This window comes from Acidovorax sp. BL-A-41-H1 (assembly GCF_051942715.1).
Map to the genome: position 1 here is coordinate 248,794 of NZ_JBPVJQ010000006.1, position 17,914 is coordinate 266,707.

18 protein-coding genes are annotated in these 17,914 nt (G+C 64.5%); 14 read left to right on the plus strand and 4 right to left on the minus strand.

Translation table 11 applies throughout. The annotated features are described in order from the left end of the window. Window positions 1-81: 81 nt before the first annotated feature. From ACTPOI_RS14300 to ACTPOI_RS14310, 3 genes are all read left to right on the plus strand, one after another. The gene (locus ACTPOI_RS14300) at window positions 82-954 is read left to right on the plus strand and encodes an MOSC domain-containing protein (protein ID WP_440109899.1); all 873 of its coding nucleotides are present in this window, start codon (window positions 82-84) and stop codon (window positions 952-954) included. A gap of 353 nt (window positions 955-1,307) precedes the next feature. After that, the gene (gene ychF, locus ACTPOI_RS14305) at window positions 1,308-2,402 is read left to right on the plus strand and encodes a redox-regulated ATPase YchF (RefSeq protein WP_440109901.1); all 1,095 of its coding nucleotides are present in this window, start codon (window positions 1,308-1,310) and stop codon (window positions 2,400-2,402) included. A 434-nt stretch (window positions 2,403-2,836) separates the two neighbouring features. After that, the gene (locus ACTPOI_RS14310; RefSeq protein WP_440109903.1) at window positions 2,837-4,066 is read left to right on the plus strand and encodes a diguanylate cyclase; all 1,230 of its coding nucleotides are present in this window, start codon (window positions 2,837-2,839) and stop codon (window positions 4,064-4,066) included. Window positions 4,067-4,111: 45 nt separating this feature from the next. On the opposite strand, the gene ACTPOI_RS14315 is transcribed toward ACTPOI_RS14310, so the two are convergent. Further along, a complete protein-coding gene (locus tag ACTPOI_RS14315; RefSeq protein ID WP_440109905.1) occupies window positions 4,112-4,594 on the minus strand; it encodes a YqaA family protein in 483 nt (160 codons plus the stop codon). 164 nt (window positions 4,595-4,758) lie between these two features. Here ACTPOI_RS14315 and ACTPOI_RS14320 point away from each other — a divergent pair, with 164 nt between their 5' ends. From ACTPOI_RS14320 to ACTPOI_RS14340, 5 genes are all read left to right on the plus strand, one after another. Next, on the plus strand, window positions 4,759-5,310 hold the full coding sequence (locus tag ACTPOI_RS14320) for a D-Ala-D-Ala dipeptidase (RefSeq protein WP_440109908.1): 552 nt from the start codon (window positions 4,759-4,761) through the stop codon (window positions 5,308-5,310). A 188-nt stretch (window positions 5,311-5,498) separates the two neighbouring features. Next, window positions 5,499-6,545, plus strand: coding sequence for a tRNA dihydrouridine synthase DusB (gene dusB / locus ACTPOI_RS14325; protein ID WP_440109910.1), 1,047 nt, complete (start codon window positions 5,499-5,501; stop codon window positions 6,543-6,545). Further along, on the plus strand, window positions 6,542-6,775 hold the full coding sequence (locus tag ACTPOI_RS14330) for a Fis family transcriptional regulator (protein ID WP_440109912.1): 234 nt from the start codon (window positions 6,542-6,544) through the stop codon (window positions 6,773-6,775). Before dusB ends, ACTPOI_RS14330 begins: the two co-directional genes overlap by 4 nt. Window positions 6,776-6,871: 96 nt before the next feature. Next, window positions 6,872-8,488, plus strand: coding sequence for a bifunctional phosphoribosylaminoimidazolecarboxamide formyltransferase/IMP cyclohydrolase (gene purH / locus ACTPOI_RS14335; RefSeq protein WP_440109915.1), 1,617 nt, complete (start codon window positions 6,872-6,874; stop codon window positions 8,486-8,488). A gap of 55 nt (window positions 8,489-8,543) precedes the next feature. Further along, the gene (locus ACTPOI_RS14340; RefSeq protein ID WP_440109918.1) at window positions 8,544-9,026 is read left to right on the plus strand and encodes a c-type cytochrome; all 483 of its coding nucleotides are present in this window, start codon (window positions 8,544-8,546) and stop codon (window positions 9,024-9,026) included. 379 nt (window positions 9,027-9,405) lie between these two features. Here ACTPOI_RS14340 and pobA read toward each other — a convergent pair whose 3' ends face one another. Then, complete coding sequence (gene pobA / locus ACTPOI_RS14345; protein WP_440109921.1) at window positions 9,406-10,590, minus strand: 4-hydroxybenzoate 3-monooxygenase; 1,185 nt, start codon at window positions 10,588-10,590, stop codon at window positions 9,406-9,408. Between the two features lie 268 nt (window positions 10,591-10,858). On the opposite strand from pobA, the gene ACTPOI_RS14350 reads away from it, so the two are divergent. Next, window positions 10,859-11,638 (plus strand): IclR family transcriptional regulator domain-containing protein, encoded by a 780-nt coding sequence (locus ACTPOI_RS14350; RefSeq protein WP_440109923.1) that lies wholly within the window; start codon window positions 10,859-10,861, stop codon window positions 11,636-11,638. A gap of 67 nt (window positions 11,639-11,705) precedes the next feature. Here the strand turns inward: ACTPOI_RS14350 and hemL are convergent, their stop codons facing one another. After that, on the minus strand, window positions 11,706-13,016 hold the full coding sequence (gene hemL, locus ACTPOI_RS14355; protein WP_440109925.1) for a glutamate-1-semialdehyde 2,1-aminomutase: 1,311 nt from the start codon (window positions 13,014-13,016) through the stop codon (window positions 11,706-11,708). Continuing rightward, entirely contained in the window at window positions 13,000-13,983 is a 984-nt protein-coding gene (thiD, locus tag ACTPOI_RS14360; protein WP_440109928.1) for a bifunctional hydroxymethylpyrimidine kinase/phosphomethylpyrimidine kinase, read from the minus strand. The genes hemL and thiD overlap by 17 nt, the downstream gene beginning before the upstream one ends. Window positions 13,984-14,076: 93 nt before the next feature. On the opposite strand from thiD, the gene ACTPOI_RS14365 reads away from it, so the two are divergent. The 5 genes from ACTPOI_RS14365 to ACTPOI_RS14385 are packed head-to-tail and all read left to right on the plus strand — an operon-like array spanning window position 14,077 to window position 17,907. Next, the gene (locus tag ACTPOI_RS14365; protein WP_083235394.1) at window positions 14,077-14,250 is read left to right on the plus strand and encodes a rubredoxin; all 174 of its coding nucleotides are present in this window, start codon (window positions 14,077-14,079) and stop codon (window positions 14,248-14,250) included. 49 nt (window positions 14,251-14,299) lie between these two features. Next, window positions 14,300-14,698: a response regulator gene (locus tag ACTPOI_RS14370; protein ID WP_440109930.1), complete on the plus strand. Its 399-nt coding sequence runs from the start codon at window positions 14,300-14,302 to the stop codon at window positions 14,696-14,698. Next, window positions 14,698-15,063: a response regulator gene (locus ACTPOI_RS14375; RefSeq protein WP_010459520.1), complete on the plus strand. Its 366-nt coding sequence runs from the start codon at window positions 14,698-14,700 to the stop codon at window positions 15,061-15,063. Before ACTPOI_RS14370 ends, ACTPOI_RS14375 begins: the two co-directional genes overlap by 1 nt. A 15-nt stretch (window positions 15,064-15,078) precedes the next feature. Beyond that, on the plus strand, window positions 15,079-15,606 hold the full coding sequence (locus ACTPOI_RS14380) for a chemotaxis protein CheW (RefSeq protein ID WP_440109933.1): 528 nt from the start codon (window positions 15,079-15,081) through the stop codon (window positions 15,604-15,606). Window positions 15,607-15,627: 21 nt separating this feature from the next. Next, window positions 15,628-17,907, plus strand: coding sequence for a methyl-accepting chemotaxis protein (locus ACTPOI_RS14385; RefSeq protein WP_440109936.1), 2,280 nt, complete (start codon window positions 15,628-15,630; stop codon window positions 17,905-17,907). The last annotated feature ends 7 nt before the right edge of the window (window positions 17,908-17,914 follow it).

Consider the following 17,914-nt stretch of genomic DNA (forward strand, 5'->3'; position numbering starts at 1 on the left):
GCACCCCCGGAGTGCAGGGTTGTTACCTGCGGGCTGCACAATCGCGCCAATTCCTCTTTTTCCATTTGCGGAGCATGCAGCGTGAGCAGCTTTTATCCCGAGTCTGACGTTTCCGGCACCATCGCGCGTCTGTTTGTGTATCCCGTCAAGTCGTGCGCGGGTGTTGAGGTTCAGGAGGCACTGCTAACTGAAACCGGTCTGGATCTGGACCGGGCGTGGATGGTGGTTGACGCGCAGGGCGAGTTCGTCACCCAGCGGTCGCAGCCGCGCATGGCACTGATACGGCCGCAGATCAAGGCCAGTGAGGTGGTGTTGCGGGCTCCCGGCATGCTGGCACTGCACCTGGGGCTGGACACTGTCGAGGCCCCCGCCGCCGTCACCTTGTGGGGCGAGACGGTGCCCGCGTGGGACATGGGTGCGGTGGCGGCGCAGTGGTTCTCGGACTTTTTGGGGCAGCCCTGCCGCCTGGTGCGGTTCGATCCTGAGCACCAGCGGCTGTCCAGCATGCGCTGGACGGGCGGCGTCGAGGCGCCCAACCAGTTCTCTGACGGATTCCCCGTGCTGGTGTGCAGCGAGGCGTCCATGGAGGACATCAACGCACGGCTGTGGGCCCTCGGCCATGCGGCTGTAGGAATAGATCGTTTTCGTCCCAATGTCGTCCTTGCTGGCGTGCAGCCCCACGACGAGGATCGCCTGGACATGATCCGGCTGGAGGACAGCGACGCCGAGGTCCACCTGCAGCCCGTAAAGCCGTGTGCACGCTGCCCCATCCCGGACGTGGACCCTGCCACCGGCGAAACCGGCTCCGTGGTCGGGGCCACACTGCGCACCTACCGGCAGGACAAGCGCCTCGATGGCGCGATCACCTTCGGCATGAATGCCATCGTGCGGCAGGGTGCCGGCAGCGTGCTGCGGGTCGGCCAGCGCTTTGCGGCGGACCTGCGGTTCGACTAGGGCCTGTTCACCCTATTTTTGCCAGGCGCTAGGCGCCAAACGAAGCTGGGGTGCGGCCCCAGCGAGGCTTGGCAACGACGCGGATGGCTCTTTTGGGTTGCAACCCGAAGGGAAGGCCAGGCAAACCGCGCCACTCGTTGTTGCATTTCTAGCCAAGGCCCCGGCCTTGGCGTCGTCACGCGCCTGGATTGGCGCCGTTTGCATGGCCTTCGCGCTGGCAAAAATAGGGTGAACAGGCCCTAAACAGGGGCACGGTTCACTCGGATTACCACGACGATAGTGCAGGGCCTGTGGCCGTCGCAGGCAGCCCCGTAAAATGCCCGGTTTGTCTCCGAACACCAGAAAGCCCTGCCATGAGCCTCCAATGCGGCATCGTGGGCCTGCCCAATGTGGGCAAGTCCACTCTTTTCAACGCGCTGACCAAGGCCGGCATCGCCGCCGAAAACTACCCTTTCTGCACCATTGAGCCCAACGTGGGTGTGGTCGAGGTGCCCGATCCCCGCCTGCAGCAGCTGGCCGACATCATCTCGCCCGAGCGCATCGTTCCTGCCATCGTCGAGTTTGTGGACATCGCCGGCCTGGTGGCAGGTGCCAGCCAGGGCGAAGGCCTGGGCAACCAGTTTCTGGCCCACATCCGCGAGACGGATGCCATCGTCAATGTGGTGCGCTGCTTTGAAGACGATAACGTGATCCACGTGGCCGGCCGGGTTGATCCCATCTCCGACATCGAAGTCATCCAGACCGAGCTGTGCCTGGCCGACATGGGTACGGTGGAGAAGGCGCTCAACCGCTACACCAAGGCCGCCAAGTCGGGCAACGACAAGGACGCCGCCAAGCTGGTGGCCCTGCTCACGCGCATCCAGGCAGCGCTTAACGAAGGCAAGCCTGCCCGCAGCGTGGAGGTGACCAAGGAAGAGCAGCCCCTGCTGAAGTTCCTGTGCCTCATCACGGCCAAGCCGGCCATGTTTGTCGGCAACGTGAGCGAAGACGGTTTTGAGAACAACCCGTTCCTCGACCGCCTCAAGGAATACGCGGCCAGCCAGAACGCCCCCGTAGTGGCCATCTGCGCCAAGATGGAAGCCGAGATGGCCGAGATGAGCGACGAAGACCGAGACATGTTCCTGGCCGAGATGGGCCAGACCGAGCCTGGCCTGGCCCGCCTTATCCGTGGTGCCTTCAAGCTGCTGGGGTTGCAGACGTACTTCACCGCCGGCGTGAAGGAAGTGCGCGCCTGGACCATCCACATCGGCGACACGGCGCCCCAGGCCGCTGGTGTGATCCATGGCGACTTCGAGCGTGGCTTCATCCGTGCGCAGACCATCGCGTTTGACGACTTCATCGCCTACAAGGGCGAGCAGGGCGCCAAAGACGCGGGCAAGATGCGCGCTGAAGGCAAGGAATACGTCGTCAAGGATGGCGATGTGCTGAATTTCCTCTTCAACGTCTAGCCAAGGGCTGTCGAATCACCCAGCCGGGTGTGCTGGTGGTGGTGATCACCCGCTGTCGCAGTGGCTGGTGATGCATCTCCTGTATCCCCCGTCCTGCGGGGCCTTGTGTGCGGCTCGAGCGGGCGGGCGAGCCGCACGGCCGCCTCTATGGCCCTTCCCCTTGCACCGTTCAAGCCAATGGCCATCCAGCTCAATTGCGGATGAGCCATACGGGGTGCTACACAGCCTTCCATTGGCGGTGGATGTCACCGGCATTTCCGATCCCGTCTGATTTGCGCCACGTGGCCGGGCGCTACTGGAAAACCCCCAGCGTCGGAGTGTAAGTTGTGCGTAAGATCCGCCAGCTTTGCAGGCGGTTGCAATTGCTTGCATTTGCCCCTGCCTTTCGCTCAGCCACCCGTCTTTCGAACCAACCCGGCCACGGCCCGTCTCCCATGCTGTTTGGACGCAAGAACCCGTTTTCGGCCACCGATGCGTTCCCGCTGTCTGACGCCGTGCTGGAGTTTGATGATTCGTCGTCGGGCGGAGCCCGCCGGGCCCGCCGCACGCTGGATGGCTTTGGAATGCGGGCACAGCGCAACGCACGGCACCAGTGGGTCGCGGGTATCTCGGCGGTGCTTTTGTTTGGTCTGGCGCTGGCGGGGTTCGTCGCCCTGGAGGTGGTCGATTCCACGCTTTGGGTGGTGATGGCGGTGAGCGCAGTGCTGGGGTGCGTTGCGTTCTGGATGTTCACGCGCTCCGATGCCGGCAAGGAGATTCGCCACCGGCACCTGCGGTTGGGCGTGGTGGGGCTTTTTCTGGGTGGCATGCTGGTGCTGGTGTACGCCGCGCCCGTGACCCAGATCCTGCTGGGCCCCTTTGCATTTGTGGCGCTGTCGTATGGGGTTTTTGCGGTTCCACGCCGCATGCTGCTCGGGCTTTGCGCTGCGGCGTTCCTGGCCTATGGCCTCGTGATCTGGGTGCACTACCTCCTGCGCCAGGACGAAGCCCTGCTACGCCTGGAGGTGCTCCACTGGATCGCTCTGGTGCTGTCCCTGCCGGTTTTTGTGGTCCTGATGGGCAAGGTGCAACGGCTGTACCGCAGCCTCTACCAGGCCAGTCGCAAGATCAAGAACATCCAGGAAGACGCCAAGCGCGACACGCTGGTGGGCTGCTTCAACCGGCGCTACGTGCTCGCAGCGCTCGAAGAGCAAAAACAGCTGGCCGACGAGACCGGCATCCCTCTGTGCCTGGCGGTGCTCGATCTTGACCATTTCAAGCGCATCAACGATGAACTGGGGCATCTTGGTGGCGATGAGGTGCTGCGCAGCTTTTCGCGCATTGCCCAGCAGGGCGTGCGTGGCGGCGACGTGTTCGGCCGCTACGGCGGCGAGGAGTTCCTGCTAATCTTTCCCGCCACCTCGTTGCTGCCGGCCCTCAATACCTGCGAACGGATCCGCGCGCAGGTGGAAAGCCATGCCTGGACCGGTTTGCTGCGCGGACGCGTGACGGTATCCATCGGCGTCACGCAGTACGTGCTGGGCGAGTCGGTGCTGGAGTTTTTCTCGCGGGCCGATACAGCGATGTACATGGCCAAGGAGGGCGGCCGCAACCAGGTGGTGGTGGAAGAGCCCGTGGCGCGCGGTGACTCGCAGGCCGCCGATACGGGCGCTGATTCGGCCTAGCCTCGATCGCTGCCGGGGTCTTCCCGTGCGCTTGCAGTGGCGCTGCTACAGCCCGTACTGCCCGGGCATGAAGTGCAGCAGCGCGCTCGTCATCACCAGGTAGCGAAAGAATTTGCCCACGGCCATGTAGGCCAGGCACGGCCAGAACGGCAGCTTGAGCCAGCCCGCCACGGCACACAGCGGGTCTCCCACCACCGGGAGCCAGCTCAGCAGGCAGGCGCGGGGGCCAAAACGCCGCAGCCACGCCAATGACCTTCCGTCGTTGCTGTACCCACGCGCGCGGTTCACCACCTTGTGGGCACCCAGGCCCATCCACCAGCTCACGCCGCCGCCCAGCGTATTGGCCACCGTCGCCACCAGGATGGCGGGCCAGAACATGTCGGGATTGAGCTTGATGAGGCCGAATACGGCGGGCTCGGAGCCCAGCGGCAGCAGCGTGGCCGACACGAAGGCCACCACAAACACGGTGCTCAGCCCGAACTGGGGCAGGGCAAGCCACGACAACAACTGGTGCATCCAGATTTCCATGGCCCGAGTGTAGAAGGCTGCCTGTGTGCGGCCGGCGTGCGGTGGTGGTGTCCTACAGGGGGGCGCGGCGTCAGCGCATGGCCCCTGCGGGCCGCGGTTCCTATTGTGGAGCTGTGACGTTGCTGGCGTTGGGCCGGCAGTCACCCCATCTGCCGGAGGCCCCCATGAACCTGCCATTCCAAACCTGTTTGAGCCAGATCGTCGCTCGCCGCGCGGCCGTGGCAGGGGTGTTGCTGGCAGCTTGCACGCTGATACCCGCCGTGCCGGCCCGTGCATCCGCTCTGGGCGATGGGGGTACGTCGGCCGTTCCCGCCCTCGACGCAGGGTGCGCGCAGACGGCTGAAACGCGTGAGTCACTGGGCCGCATCGCGCAGGAGCTTCGCAGCCAAGGCATGGCGCTGGAGGCCATTTGCCAGCCCGGTGCCGCGGGCTGGGTGGTGAAAGTGCGGGTCGTGGACGGCACGCGGGCTGCGCGCGCCGTGCGCGGGCCGCTGGCCGACGGGCACGAGGTCGACATGGGCACGCCGGCCGGGGTCCCTGTGGCGCACGCCCAAGCGGATGCGGCCTCGGGTTTTTCGCCGGACGTCCAATACAACCGACAGTGGCTGCGTACCCTGATGGCACGCCACCAGTTCGACAACGTGCCGCGCGCGTGGTGGCTGTTTGCTGAGCGGGGTACAGGCAAGGCGGGCCCCAGCCAAATTGCAGCGCGTTGATCATCGCGTGACGGCGTCGGGCCGCGTCGCCTGATCCGAGCGCTGTCTATCGAACATCGGGTCGCGCCGCTGCGCCCATAGTGCGCAGTTTTACCGGGGCGGTGCATTTCATTTGCTGAAATTTTGAGCAGGTACAATCCCGCCTCCTTTTTCAGCATCTGCTGATCTCCCCCGCGCACTCCCACACCATGCACATCGGCCATATTCCTCTGGCGAACCGGCTGTTCGTCGCCCCCATGGCGGGCGTGACGGACCGGCCATTCCGCCAGTTGTGCAAGTCGCTGGGCGCAGGCTATGCCGTGAGCGAGATGGTCACATCGCGCAAGGACTTGTGGAACAGCCTCAAGACATCGCGCCGGGCCAACCACGACGGCGAACCGGGCCCCATTGCCGTGCAGATTGCCGGCACCGAGGCGCAGATGATGGCCGAGGCCGCGGTCTACAACGTGGAGCGCGGCGCGCAGATCATCGACATCAACATGGGCTGCCCGGCCAAGAAGGTGTGCAACAAATGGGCGGGCTCGGCGCTGATGCAGAACGAGGCGCTGGCGGTGGAGATTGCGGCTGCCGTGGTCGAGGCGTGCGCGCCCTTCAACGTGCCCGTCACGCTGAAGATGCGCACCGGCTGGTGCCAGCAGCACAAGAACGCAGTCGCGCTGGCGCGGCAGTTCGAGGCGGCAGGCATCCAGATGCTGACCGTGCATGGCCGCACGCGCGAGCAGGGCTACAAAGGACAGGCCGAGTACGACACCATCGCCGCCGTGAAGGCTGCGGTCAAGGTGCCGGTGGTGGCCAACGGCGACATCACCTCGCCCGAAAAGGCGCGTGACGTGCTGGCGGCCACCGGTGCCGACGCGATCATGATCGGCCGCGCGGCGCAGGGACGGCCCTGGATCTTTCGCGAGATTGGCCACTTCCTGGCCACGGGCGAGCACCTCGCGCCGCCGCTGGTGGCCGAAGTGCGCCGCCTGCTGCTCGACCATCTGCACGACCACTACAGCCTGTACGGCGAGCTGACCGGCGTACGCAGCGCACGCAAGCACATTGCGTGGTACCTGCGCGCACTGCCCGGTGGCGAGGCGTTCCGGCAACACATCAACACGATCGAAGACGCTGCCGCGCAATGGCAGGCGGTGGCCGACCATCTGGACGCCCTGGGCCAGCAGATGGACCGGCTGCCAGCCGCCACCGGCATCGAGGCGGACACACAAGAACAAGAGGGAATGGCTGCATGAGCAAGAAAAACATCGAAGAGTGCGTGCGGGAAAGCCTGCAGAGCTACTTTCGCGACCTGGGCGGCGAGACGCCCGACGGCATGTACGACATGCTGGTGCGCGTGGTCGAAAAGCCGCTGCTCGAGGTGGTGATGAGCCACGCCGCAAACAACCAGTCGCGCGCTGCAGAGTGGCTGGGCCTGAACCGCAACACGCTGCGCAAGAAGCTGGTGGAGCACAAGCTGCTCTGAATGCGCTGTTGACCTGTGCATCAAAATTGATAGCGGCTTGACCAATAAATTCAAGCGCTAGAGCCCGTTTTCAATCAAAAAGACCGCAAAACTCCCATGAACGCACTCCTTTCCGTATCCGACAAAACCGGCATCGTTGACTTTGCCAAGGCGCTGCACGCGCTGGGCATCAGGCTGCTGTCCACCGGCGGCACCGCGCAGCTGCTGGCCAAGGAGGGCCTGCCGGTGACCGAGGTGGCCGAAGTCACCCAGTTCCCCGAGATGCTGGACGGTCGCGTGAAGACGCTGCACCCCAAGGTGCACGGCGGCCTGCTGGCCCGCCGCGAGCTGCCTGCCCACATGGCGGCGCTGAAGGAACACGGCATCGACACCATCGACCTGCTGGTGGTCAACCTCTACCCCTTTGAAGCCACCGTGGCCAAGGCCGGCTGCACGCTGGCCGATGCCATCGAGAACATCGACATCGGCGGCCCCGCCATGGTGCGCAGCGCCGCCAAGAACTGGGCCGACGTGGGCGTGATCACGGCGGCCGACCAGTACGACGCCGTGCTGGCCGAGCTCAAGGCAACCCATGGACAAGGTTCTTGCAAGCTCTCCGACAAGCTGCGCTTTGCCCTGTCGGTGGCCGCGTTCAACAGCATCGCCCAGTACGACGGCGCCATCAGCGACTACCTCTCGTCCGTCACGTTCGAAGCAGAAAAGCTCTCGGAAACCTACGTGCCCGAGCGCAGCCAGTTCCCCGGCCAGAGCAACGGCGCCTTCATCAAGGTGCAGGACCTGCGCTACGGCGAAAACAGCCACCAGCAGGCCGCGCTGTACCGCGACCTGAACCCCGCGCCCGGCTCGCTGGTCACCGGCGTGCAGCTGCAGGGCAAGGAACTCTCGTACAACAACATCGCCGACGCCGACGCCGCTTGGGAATGCGTCAAGAGCTTTGATGCCGCGGCCTGCGTCATCGTCAAGCACGCCAACCCGTGCGGCGTGGCCGTGGGCCTCGATGCGCTCGACAGCTACAGCAAGGCCTTCCAGACCGACCCCACCAGCGCTTTCGGCGGCATCATCGCCTTCAACCGCCCGGTCGATGGCGCTGCGGCTGCCCAGGTCAGCAAGCAGTTTGTGGAGGTGCTGATGGCCCCCGATTTCACGGCAGAGGCGCTGGAGATCTTCAAGGCCAAAGCCAATGTGCGCCTGCTCAAGATCGCGCTGCCCGACCACGGCGGCACCACACACTGGAGCCGTGGCCGCAATGCCATGGACACCAAGCGCATCGGCTCGGGCCTGCTGCTGCAGACAGCCGACAACCACGACCTGTCGCTCATCGACCTCAAGGTGGTGACCCAGAAACAGCCCACGCTGGAAGAAATGGAAGACCTGCTGTTCGCCTGGAAGGTGGCCAAGTACGTCAAGAGCAACGCCATCGTCTTCTGCAAGGGCGGCATGACCATGGGCGTGGGCGCCGGCCAGATGAGCCGCCTCGACTCGGCCCGCATCGCCAGCATCAAGGCCAGCCACGCGAACCTGTCGCTGCAGGGCACGGTGGTGGCCAGCGACGCGTTCTTCCCCTTCCGCGACGGCCTCGATGTGGTGGTCGATGCTGGCGCCACCTGCGTGATCCAGCCCGGTGGCTCCATGCGCGACAACGAGGTGATCGACGCCGCCAACGAGCGCGGCGTGGCCATGGTGTTCAGCGGCGTGCGTCACTTCCGCCACTGATTGCCACTGATCGCCACCGGTCGCCCTGATCTCACCCGCCACCTGATCGCCCGCCATGCCACCTGACGACGAAGCGCCCCCCAAGCGGCCAAAGTGGGTGGCCTGGGCCCTGATCGCCGTGATGGCGCTGGCGGTGCTGGGCATGCTCAACCTGGGGTGGCGCATGCTGCCCGCCGCGGTGCGGGGCGCAGATGCGGGTGCTCCGGGCGCCACCGATGCAGTTCCCGCGCCGACCGCAGCGCTGCCCGGCCGCACGGCGGTGGAGGGTGGTGACTGCCTGCGCTGCCACGGCATGGACCGCAACTACGTGGGCCCGTCGTTCCGGCAGATTGCGGCACGCTACAGCGGCCGTGCCGACGCGGCCGACTACCTGGTGCGCAAGATCCGCGAGGGCGGGGTGGGCGAATGGGGGCGGGTCGTGATGCCGCGCCAGCCCCACGTGTCGGAAGCGCAGGCGCGCGAGATGGCGCAGTGGCTTCTGTCACTGGCGCCAGTGGATGCCGCGCCTTCGGCTGCGAGCACCGGCGCAACGCGCTGAGCCGGGCGCCCAGGGTTCCGGGGCGGCGTGCGACTGCTCGGACCAGCTCTGGACGTATTTGGAAGTGTTTTCAAGCATTTTTGGCCGCTGGCCCACGTGAAATAATGCCTGAATGCTATTATTTTAATAGCATTTGGAATCGCTGCACGATCCGGGCGGGATGCGTTGGAGCGGTTTCGGAGGGGGCGCAAGACGACTTTTTGCAGCCAGCAGTCGCGCCATGGGCAAGACAAGCAGCGCGGTGGCGCATCCGCGCTGGGGCACACCGCACGGAGTGATGCGAAGACTCGTTGGTCTCCATGGCGCGTTGCCGCTGGCCAGCCCCCAGTGCACACGGTCGAGCGTGTGGCCCGAGGGCGAATCCACCCATTGCCGCCAGTCAGGTGCCGAAGTCCATGGGCAGACCCACGTAGTTTTCGGCCAGCGCCGTGGATGCGGCACGCGAATGCACCAGGTAGTCCAGCTCGGCCTCCTGCATCTTCTGGCCGAACTCGCCCGTTTCGGGAAACCGGTGCATCAGTGAGGTGAACCACCACGAAAAGCGCTCTGCACGCCAGACGCGGCGCAGGCAGCGGTCGGAGTAAGTATCGATGCCTGCGCGGGATTTGTCGTTGTAGAAGTCGGCAAACGCATTCCACAGGTAGCCGACGTCGCTGGCGGCCAGGTTCAGGCCCTTGGCGCCGGTGGGGGGCACGATGTGGGCGGCGTCGCCTGCCAGGAACAGGCTGCCAAAGCGCATGGGCTCGGCCACAAAGCTGCGCAGCGGGGCAATGCTCATTTCCAGCGCAGGGCCAGTTTCCAGGTGGGCGCGGGCTTCCGGATCCAGGCGGTGGCCCAGCTCGGTCCAGAACTGGTCGAGGGTCCAGTTCTCCAGCTTGTCGGTCGTGGGTACCTGCAGGTAGTAGCGGCTGCGGGTATGGCTGCGCATGCTGCACAGTGCAAAGCCGCGCTCGGTGTTGGCGTAGATCAGCTCGTGCGCCACGGGCTTCACATCGGCGAGCACGCCCAGCCAGCCAAACGGGTACACACGCTCATACGTGTGGAGGGCGCCCTCGGGCACGCTGGCGCGGCACACGCCGTGAAAGCCGTCGCAGCCGGCAATGAAGTCGCAGGCCAGTTCGTGCGTCTGGCCGTCCTTTTCGTACGTCACCCGGGGATGCGCGCTGTCGAAGTCGTGCACGGCCACGTTCTGTGCGTCGTACACCGTCACCAGGCCCGCCGCGGCGCGGGCATCCATCAGGTCGCGTGTCACCTCGGTCTGGCCGTACACGGTCACGCGGCTGCCGCCCGTCAGGGCCTGCAGGTCGATGCGGTGGCGTTCGCCCTTGAACAGCAGGTCAAAGCCGTCGTGCGGCAGCCCTTCGGCGTGGGCCCGTGCACTGACGCCTGCCTTGTCCAGCAGGTCCATGCAGACCTGCTCCAGCACGCCTGCGCGGATGCGGCTGAGCACGTAGTCGGGGCTGCGCTGTTCAATGATGACGGCATCGATGCCGGACTTGTGGAGCAACTGGCCGAGCAGCAGGCCGGCGGGGCCTGCGCCAATGATGGCAACCTGGGTACGCATGGAAAGCAACCTTTTGAACGTGGGGCAAGGGGTAAGGCAGTGCTTCCAAGCGTAGGTTGATGCGGGTCAAAAGTGTGGCCGTAGTCGGAGGCTTTGCGCGAAAATCAATCGATTTGTGCGATCATCGCGCAGCGTGTCAATGGCCGGTGTGTGATGGTTGAGGTGCGTGCGGTGCCCCGCAGCGCTGTTGTGGCATCGAAACCCTGCGCCAAAGCCCGTCTGCGTCCCGCCCCGTACCGTACCCCTCCGCCCCCACGCCGCAAGCCCGATGACCAGTGTTCCCATTGCCAAATCAGACCTGATCGAAGGCATGGCGCGCGGCATGGCCGTGCTCGAGAGCTTTGACACCGAGCGGCAGCGGCTGAACGCCACACTCACCGCCGAGCGTACGGGGCTGACCCGCGCGGCAGCCCGGCGCCACCTTCTCACGCTGGCGCACCTGGGCTATCTGGAAACCGATGGCAGCTACTTCTGGCTGGCGCCCAAGGTGTTGCGGCTGTCGGGGAGCTACCTCGCTTCAGCGCGGCTGCCGCGGGTGCTGCAGCCCACGCTCAACCGGCTGGCGGCGCAGACACAGCAGTCGTTCTCGGCCGTGGTGCTGGATGGCAGCGAAGTCGTGATCGTGGCCCGCAGCGGCGGCTACGGCGCGCCGACGCGGTTGCTGGCCTACGGGGTGCATCTGGGCGCGCGGCTGCCGGCGCACCCCACGTCCACCGGCCGTGTGCTGCTGGCAGCGCTGCCACCGGCAGAACTCACGGCCTGGCTCAAGGCGCATCCGCTGCATCGGCTTACGCCACACACCATCACGCAGATCGGGTTGCTGCGGCAGGCGATCGCGCAGGTGCGTCTGGATGACTTCTGCCTGGCCGCGCAGGAGCATGAACTGGATGTACTGGCCCTGGCCGTACCATTGCGCAACCCGCAGGGGCGCACGGTGGCGGCGCTCAATGTGGTGGTGTCGCCCCGGCAGATGGACGAAGCCAGCCTGCAGCGCGACATGTTGCCCCTGCTGCAGGAGGCAGCGCGGGAGCTGCGTGGCCTGCTGTAAGGCCCCTGGGCGGGGGATTTAAGGTCAAAACAGGCTGCAGTGCAGGATTTATCTGCACTGGCAGCTATTATTTCGATAGTGTTCTGAACACTTCGCGCGCCGCTGCCACCGTGGCTGCAATGTCATCGGCCGTGTGCGCACCGCTCACAAACCCGGCTTCGTACAGCGCAGGTGCGATGTACACGCCGCGATCGAGCAGCCCGTGGAACAGCTGATTGAAGCGGGCACTGTCGGTCTTGAGCACCGCCGGGTAGTTTTGCGGCAGCTCGGGCAGCAGGAAGAAGCCGAACATGCCGCCCTCGCAGTCGGCGCTGAAGGGCACGCCTTCTTCGCGGGCCGCCTGGGCCAGCCCGTCGACCAGCGAGCGGGTGGTGGCCGACAGCGCGTCGAAGAAACCGGGCTTGCGGATCTCGCGCAGCGTGGTCAGGCCGCAGGCGGTAGCCACCGGGTTGCCCGACAGGGTACCGGCCTGGTACACAGCCCCCAGCGGGGCCAGGTGTTCCATGATGGCGCGGGGCCCGCCAAAGGCTGCCAGCGGCATGCCGCCGCCAATCACCTTGCCCAGCACGGTCACGTCGGGCTTGAATCCGGGGATGCTCTTAGCATAGACGCTCTGGGCGCTGCCCAGGGCCACGCGGAAGCCGGTCATCACCTCATCAAACACCAGCAGTGCGCCGTACTCGGTGCACAGCTCGCGGCAGCGTTTCATGAAGGGCACGCTGGCGCGCACGAAGTTCATGTTGCCCGCGATGGGCTCGATCATCACGCAGGCGAGTTCCTTGCCATGCAGGGCAAAGGCTTCTTCGAGCTGGCTGACGTTGTTGTATTCGAGCACCAGCGTGTGCTGCACCACTTCGGGCGGTACGCCAGCGCTGGTGGCGTTGCCAAAAGTGGCCAGGCCGGAGCCAGCCTTCACCAGCAGCGCGTCGGCATGGCCGTGGTAGCAGCCTTCAAACTTGATGAACTTGCTGCGGCCCGTAGCGCCGCGCGCCAGGCGGATGGCGCTCATGCCCGCCTCGGTACCCGAACTGACCAGGCGGATCATCTCCATCGAGGGCACCAAGCCCAGGATTTCCTCGGCCAGTTCGACCTCGCGTTCGGTGGGCGCGCCAAAGCTGAAGCCTTCGAGCGCTGCCTTTTGCACGGCTTCGATCACGGCGGGGTGGCCGTGGCCCAGGATCATCGGGCCCCAGGAGCCGATGTAGTCGATGAAACGCTGGTCGTTGGCGTCCCAGAAGTAGGCGCCCTTGGCGCGTTTGACGAAGCGGGGCGTGCCGCCCACGGCCTTGAAGGCCCGCACAGGCGAGTTCACGCCGCCGGGGATCAGCGCCTTGGCGCGTTCGAACAGGGGGATATTGAGATCAGTGCTTGGTGTCATGGGGTGGCATCACAAAGCCCTCAAGGGCCTGGGTCTCGTCAAGAAGGGGGGCGCCGGCGGCGGGGCTTGCGGCGTCTGCGCCCTCTTCATCGTCTTCGTCGTCATCAGGCTGCGCCCAGAACATACGGTCGGGAACGATATGGCCCATTCCGGGGCGAAAGCCGGCGTCCAGGCAGCGGTCGAGGTAGCTCAGTGCCTCGCTGGTGGCCTCGCCCAGGTCGTTGCCCGCGCCGACCAGGGCGGTCACGGCGGCAGACAAAGTGTCACCCGCGCCGGAAAAGGTGGCGTCGAACAGTTCGAACTTGCCACTGCCCAGCACGGTCTGCGGCGATGCCAGCACGTTCTCGACAAACTGCTCGGGCAGGGGGATGCCGGTGACGAGGGTGTAGGGCACGCCCATCTCGGACGCGGCGCGCGCGATGTCGCGTGGGGTGGGGTTGCGGGAGCCGGTCCAGTCCGGCAGAAGCCACCGCCACAGCGTGCTGTTGTTTCCAACCAACACTGAAGTCTGCGGCAACAGCAACTCGCGGAAGGCATCCAGGTACTCGTCGATCAGTTCTTCACGCCACCAGGAAAGGTTGGGCATGTAGGCAATCACAGGGATCTCGTCGTAATCCGCCGTGATTTCGGCAATGGCGCTGATGTTCTCGGGGCTGCCCACGAAGCCGATCTTGATTGCCTGCACCGGTAGGTCCTCCAGCACGGCGCGCGCCTGGTCTGAAACGGCCTCGTCGTCAAAGGAAAAATGGTCAAAAATCTGTGCGGTGTCGCGGGCATAGGCCCCGCAGACAACAGCAATCGGATGCCCGCCCACCGACGCCACCGTGGTGATATCGGCGGTCAGGCCCCCGGCGCCGCTGGGGTCGCTGGCATTGAATATCAGTACGCAGGCAGGGCTTGCGTCGGCCGATTCATCTTCGTCGGGATCAGGGTTTTCGGGGGGGGGAGGGGATGCTTTAATGGTCATGGACCAGATCCTGCTGGATGGAGAGCATCGCTGCCCAGCCCGCTGAGATGCCTAGATACAATCGTTGCATTCTATGTGAAGGCCCTTTAAGCTGTGACCGATTCAAAAACTTGGATGTGCTTGATCTGTGGTTGGATTTACGACGAGGCCCTGGGTTCACCAGAACACGGGATCGCACCCAACACGCGTTGGGACGATGTGCCCATGAACTGGACCTGTCCTGAATGCGGCGCCCGCAAAGAGGATTTCGAGATGGTTCAGATTTGAAACGCAGCTTCGGCTGCGTTGTTTCTTTTTCCATCGGGAGCAGTAACAATTGAATACAAACGGCGCAACCTTCAAAGTGCTCGTGGTGGATGACAGCAACACCATCCGTCGTAGCGCCGAGATCTTCCTGAAACAGGGCGGCCACGAAGTTTTGCTGGCTGATGACGGATTTGACGCATTGGCCAAGGTGAACGATTACCAGCCCCAGCTGATTTTCTGCGACATCCTGATGCCCAAACTCGACGGCTACCAGACCTGCGCCATCATCAAGCGCAATGCCCGATTTGCAGATACTCCCGTGGTAATGCTGTCCTCCAAGGATGGTGTATTCGACAAGGCGCGTGGTCGCATGGTTGGATGCCAGGAATATCTCACCAAGCCATTTACCAAAGACCAGTTGCTGCAGGCTGTGCAGCAGTTTGGCAATTCGCAACAAGGAGCCATGTAATGCCCATTCAAAAAGTACTGGTCGTCGACGACTCGAAGACCGAGTTGATGTTCCTGACTGACCTGCTTCAGAAAAAAGGCATGCAGGTGCGTACCGCCGAGAACGCCGACGAGGCCTTTCGTCGTCTGGCAGAAGAAAAGCCCGACCTGATCCTGATGGATGTCGTGATGCCCGGGCAAAACGGGTTTCAGCTGACCCGCGCCATCACCCGCGACCCTCTGTACGCCGATGTGCCCATCATCATGTGCACCAGCAAGAACCAGGAAACCGACCGCGTGTGGGGCATGCGCCAGGGCGCACGTGGCTACATCACGAAGCCGGTGGATCCTGCCGAACTGCAGGCCAAGATCGACGCCCTGAACTGAGGCTGCAGCGCGTTCATGGCCAATCGCGAAGCCCTCAGAGAGCTCCAGACCCGTCTTGCCAGTCGCCTCCAGGCGGCTCGGTCCGAGGGCACTTCCGTTTCATCCTGGCTGGCTGTCGAGTCGGGCGGGGGTTTTTATTTGCTGCCCCTGGCGCAGTCCGGGGAGATTTTCCCCTGGGTAACCGTTCAGCCTGTGCCATATACCCAGAGCTGGTTTCTGGGCGTTGCCAATCTGCGCGGCGGACTGGTGGGCGTGGCGGACCTTGCGGGTCTTTTGGGATCGGACGCCGTGCGTACCGACCAGGCCCTCGCCGAGTCCAGCCTGCTGGCTTTCAATGCGGCCCTGGACGTGAACGCCGCTCTGCTGGTGGACCGGCTTGCCGGCCTGCGCGGCACCGATGCCTTTGTGTCGTCGGAGCCTCCCGCCCAGGACGCGCCTTCGTTTTTCGGCACCACGTATATCGATTCGAGCGGCACGCGCTGGCAGGAACTGAACCTGCAGGTCCTGTCGCAACACCCCGCTTTCCTGAGCATCAGTGCTTGAGTTTTTCTGTAAGGCTGCACCATGTCCGTCGTCAATCAATTTGGAAAAATGTTCAACCGGAAACCTGCCACGCCTGCTGCAGGCGGCGCCGATGACGGGCAGGACCTTCTCTCGACCGGCGCCCTCGATGGCAGCCAGCTGCGTGACGGCTATCAGGCTGACGCGCTGAACAGCGTGCAGGGCGATCCTGACGGCGGGTACACCCCCGAGCTCACCAGCCCTGACAACGACGAAGACCTCATCTCGCTACCGCTGCTCGGACGAGCCACCGCTCCAGCCCACCAGCGACGCCTGCTGGGCCTGCTGGCCATTGGCGTGATTGTGCTGGCGCTGATTGCCGGCTGGGTGCTGCAGCAGGCGGACAAGTCCGCACAACAACTGGCTGCCACGGGTCAGTCGCTGATGCAGTCGCAACGTCTTGCGAAATCGGTGTCGCAGGCCCTGGTGGGTAGCCCGCAGGCTTTCCCGGACGTGGTGGAAAGCTCCGGCGTTCTGGCCCGCAACGTGCGCGCCCTGAATGCGGGTGACGGCGAACTCAACGTGCAGTCGCTGGGCGAAACCTTCAAGCCGGACCTTGATTCCGTGAATCCGCTGATGGAGCGCGCCGAGCGCAATGCAGCCGTCGTGATGGGTCAGCAAAAGATCCTGACACAGGTGGGTGACGCTCTGCGCACCATTAACCGCCAGTCTTCCGACCTGCTTGAAATCGCGGAAACGGTTTCTTCGCTGAAGCTCCAGCAAAACGCGCCTGCCGCCGAAATCTCTGCCGCCGGCCAGCTGGTGATGCTGACCCAGCGTATCGGCAAGTCGGCCAACGAATTCCAGACCATGGAAGGCGTGAGCCCCGAGGCTGTGTTCTTGCTGGGCAAGGACTTGAACTCCTTCAAGGAAATCGCCCAAGGCCTGCTCGACGGAAGCCCTGAACTGCGCCTGGCAGCCACCAAGGATGCACAGACCCGCGAACAGCTGGAAGCGCTGATCAAGCTGTATGAACAGACCCGCACGCAAGCCAGTGCAATTTTGGGCAACCTGCAAGGCCTGGTGTCTGCGCGTGAAGCCCAGTCCGCCATCATTGCCGACAGTGAACCCCTGCGTCGCCAGCTTGAAGGCCTGCAAGGCAAGCTGTCCGCACAGACGGGCATCGGCGGCGGCCCGCTGGCTGCACTGACGCTGGCCGGTCTGTTCGTGATTCTTTGCGGCGTGGGCATTTCCCGCGTGCAGCTGCTCGACAGCCGTGGACGGCAGGCTGCTGCTGAAATGCAGCAAAAGGACGCCAAGCGCCAGGAGCAGGAAGCCAAGCGGATCAACGACGCCAACCAGGCCGCTATTTTGCGTTTGATGAACGAACTGCAGTCGGTGGCTGAAGGTGACCTGACCCAGGAAGCCACGGTGACGGAAGACATCACGGGCGCCATTGCCGACTCGGTGAACTACACGGTGGAAGAGTTGCGCCAGCTGGTGGGCAGCGTGCAGAACACGGCGACCCGCGTGGCGCAGACGACGGCCCAGGTGGACAGCACGTCGACCGAACTGCTGGCGGCATCGACCGAGCAGCTGCGCGAAATCCGTGAAACCGGCCGTTCTGTTCTGGACATGGCGACCCGAATCAACGAAGTGTCCACGCAAGCGCAAGAATCCGCCACGGTGGCGCGCCAGTCGCTGCAAGCGGCTGACTCGGGCTTGCAGGCCGTGCAGAACGCCATCGGCGGTATGAACTCCATCCGCGACCAGATCCAGGACACCTCCAAGCGCATCAAGCGCCTGGGCGAATCGTCGCAGGAGATCGGTGAAATCACCGAACTGATCTCGGACATTACCGAGCAGACCAACGTTCTGGCTCTGAACGCTGCCATCCAGGCGGCGTCTGCCGGTGAAGCCGGTCGCGGCTTCTCTGTGGTGGCCGAAGAAGTGCAGCGGCTTGCCGAGCGCTCTGCAGACGCCACGCGCCAGATTTCGGCGCTCGTGAAGGCGATTCAGACCGACACCCAGGATGCCGTGGCCGCTATGGAGCGCTCCACGCAGGGTGTGGTGGAAGGGGCCCGACTGTCCGACAGTGCCGGTACTGCCCTGACCGAAATCGACCGCGTGTCGCGTCGTCTTGCTGAACTGATTGAGCAGATTTCATCTTCCACGTCCCGCGAAGCCGTTCTGGCCAACGAAGTGGCCGACAACATCCAGCACATTTTTGCGGTGACGGAGCAGACCGGTGAAGGTACCCGCACCACGGCCCAACAGGTTCGAGAGCTCTCGCACATGGCTGAAGAGCTGCGCCAGTCGGTAGCACGGTTCAAGATCGCCTGACCCTCCC

Coding starts and splice junctions, on each gene's coding strand:
- ychF (WP_440109901.1), top strand. CDS start 1,308: ATGAGCCTCCAATGCGGCATCGTGGGCCTGCCCAATGTGGGCAAGTCC.
- ACTPOI_RS14310 (WP_440109903.1), top strand. CDS start 2,837: ATGCTGTTTGGACGCAAGAACCCGTTTTCGGCCACCGATGCGTTCCCG.
- ACTPOI_RS14315 (WP_440109905.1), bottom strand. CDS start 4,594: ATGGAAATCTGGATGCACCAGTTGTTGTCGTGGCTTGCCCTGCCCCAG.
- ACTPOI_RS14320 (WP_440109908.1), top strand. CDS start 4,759: ATGAACCTGCCATTCCAAACCTGTTTGAGCCAGATCGTCGCTCGCCGC.
- dusB (WP_440109910.1), top strand. CDS start 5,499: ATGCACATCGGCCATATTCCTCTGGCGAACCGGCTGTTCGTCGCCCCC.
- ACTPOI_RS14330 (WP_440109912.1), top strand. CDS start 6,542: ATGAGCAAGAAAAACATCGAAGAGTGCGTGCGGGAAAGCCTGCAGAGC.
- purH (WP_440109915.1), top strand. CDS start 6,872: ATGAACGCACTCCTTTCCGTATCCGACAAAACCGGCATCGTTGACTTT.
- ACTPOI_RS14340 (WP_440109918.1), top strand. CDS start 8,544: ATGCCACCTGACGACGAAGCGCCCCCCAAGCGGCCAAAGTGGGTGGCC.
- pobA (WP_440109921.1), bottom strand. CDS start 10,590: ATGCGTACCCAGGTTGCCATCATTGGCGCAGGCCCCGCCGGCCTGCTG.
- ACTPOI_RS14350 (WP_440109923.1), top strand. CDS start 10,859: ATGACCAGTGTTCCCATTGCCAAATCAGACCTGATCGAAGGCATGGCG.
- hemL (WP_440109925.1), bottom strand. CDS start 13,016: ATGACACCAAGCACTGATCTCAATATCCCCCTGTTCGAACGCGCCAAG.
- thiD (WP_440109928.1), bottom strand. CDS start 13,983: ATGACCATTAAAGCATCCCCTCCCCCCCCCGAAAACCCTGATCCCGAC.
- ACTPOI_RS14375 (WP_010459520.1), top strand. CDS start 14,698: ATGCCCATTCAAAAAGTACTGGTCGTCGACGACTCGAAGACCGAGTTG.
- ACTPOI_RS14380 (WP_440109933.1), top strand. CDS start 15,079: ATGGCCAATCGCGAAGCCCTCAGAGAGCTCCAGACCCGTCTTGCCAGT.
- ACTPOI_RS14385 (WP_440109936.1), top strand. CDS start 15,628: ATGTCCGTCGTCAATCAATTTGGAAAAATGTTCAACCGGAAACCTGCC.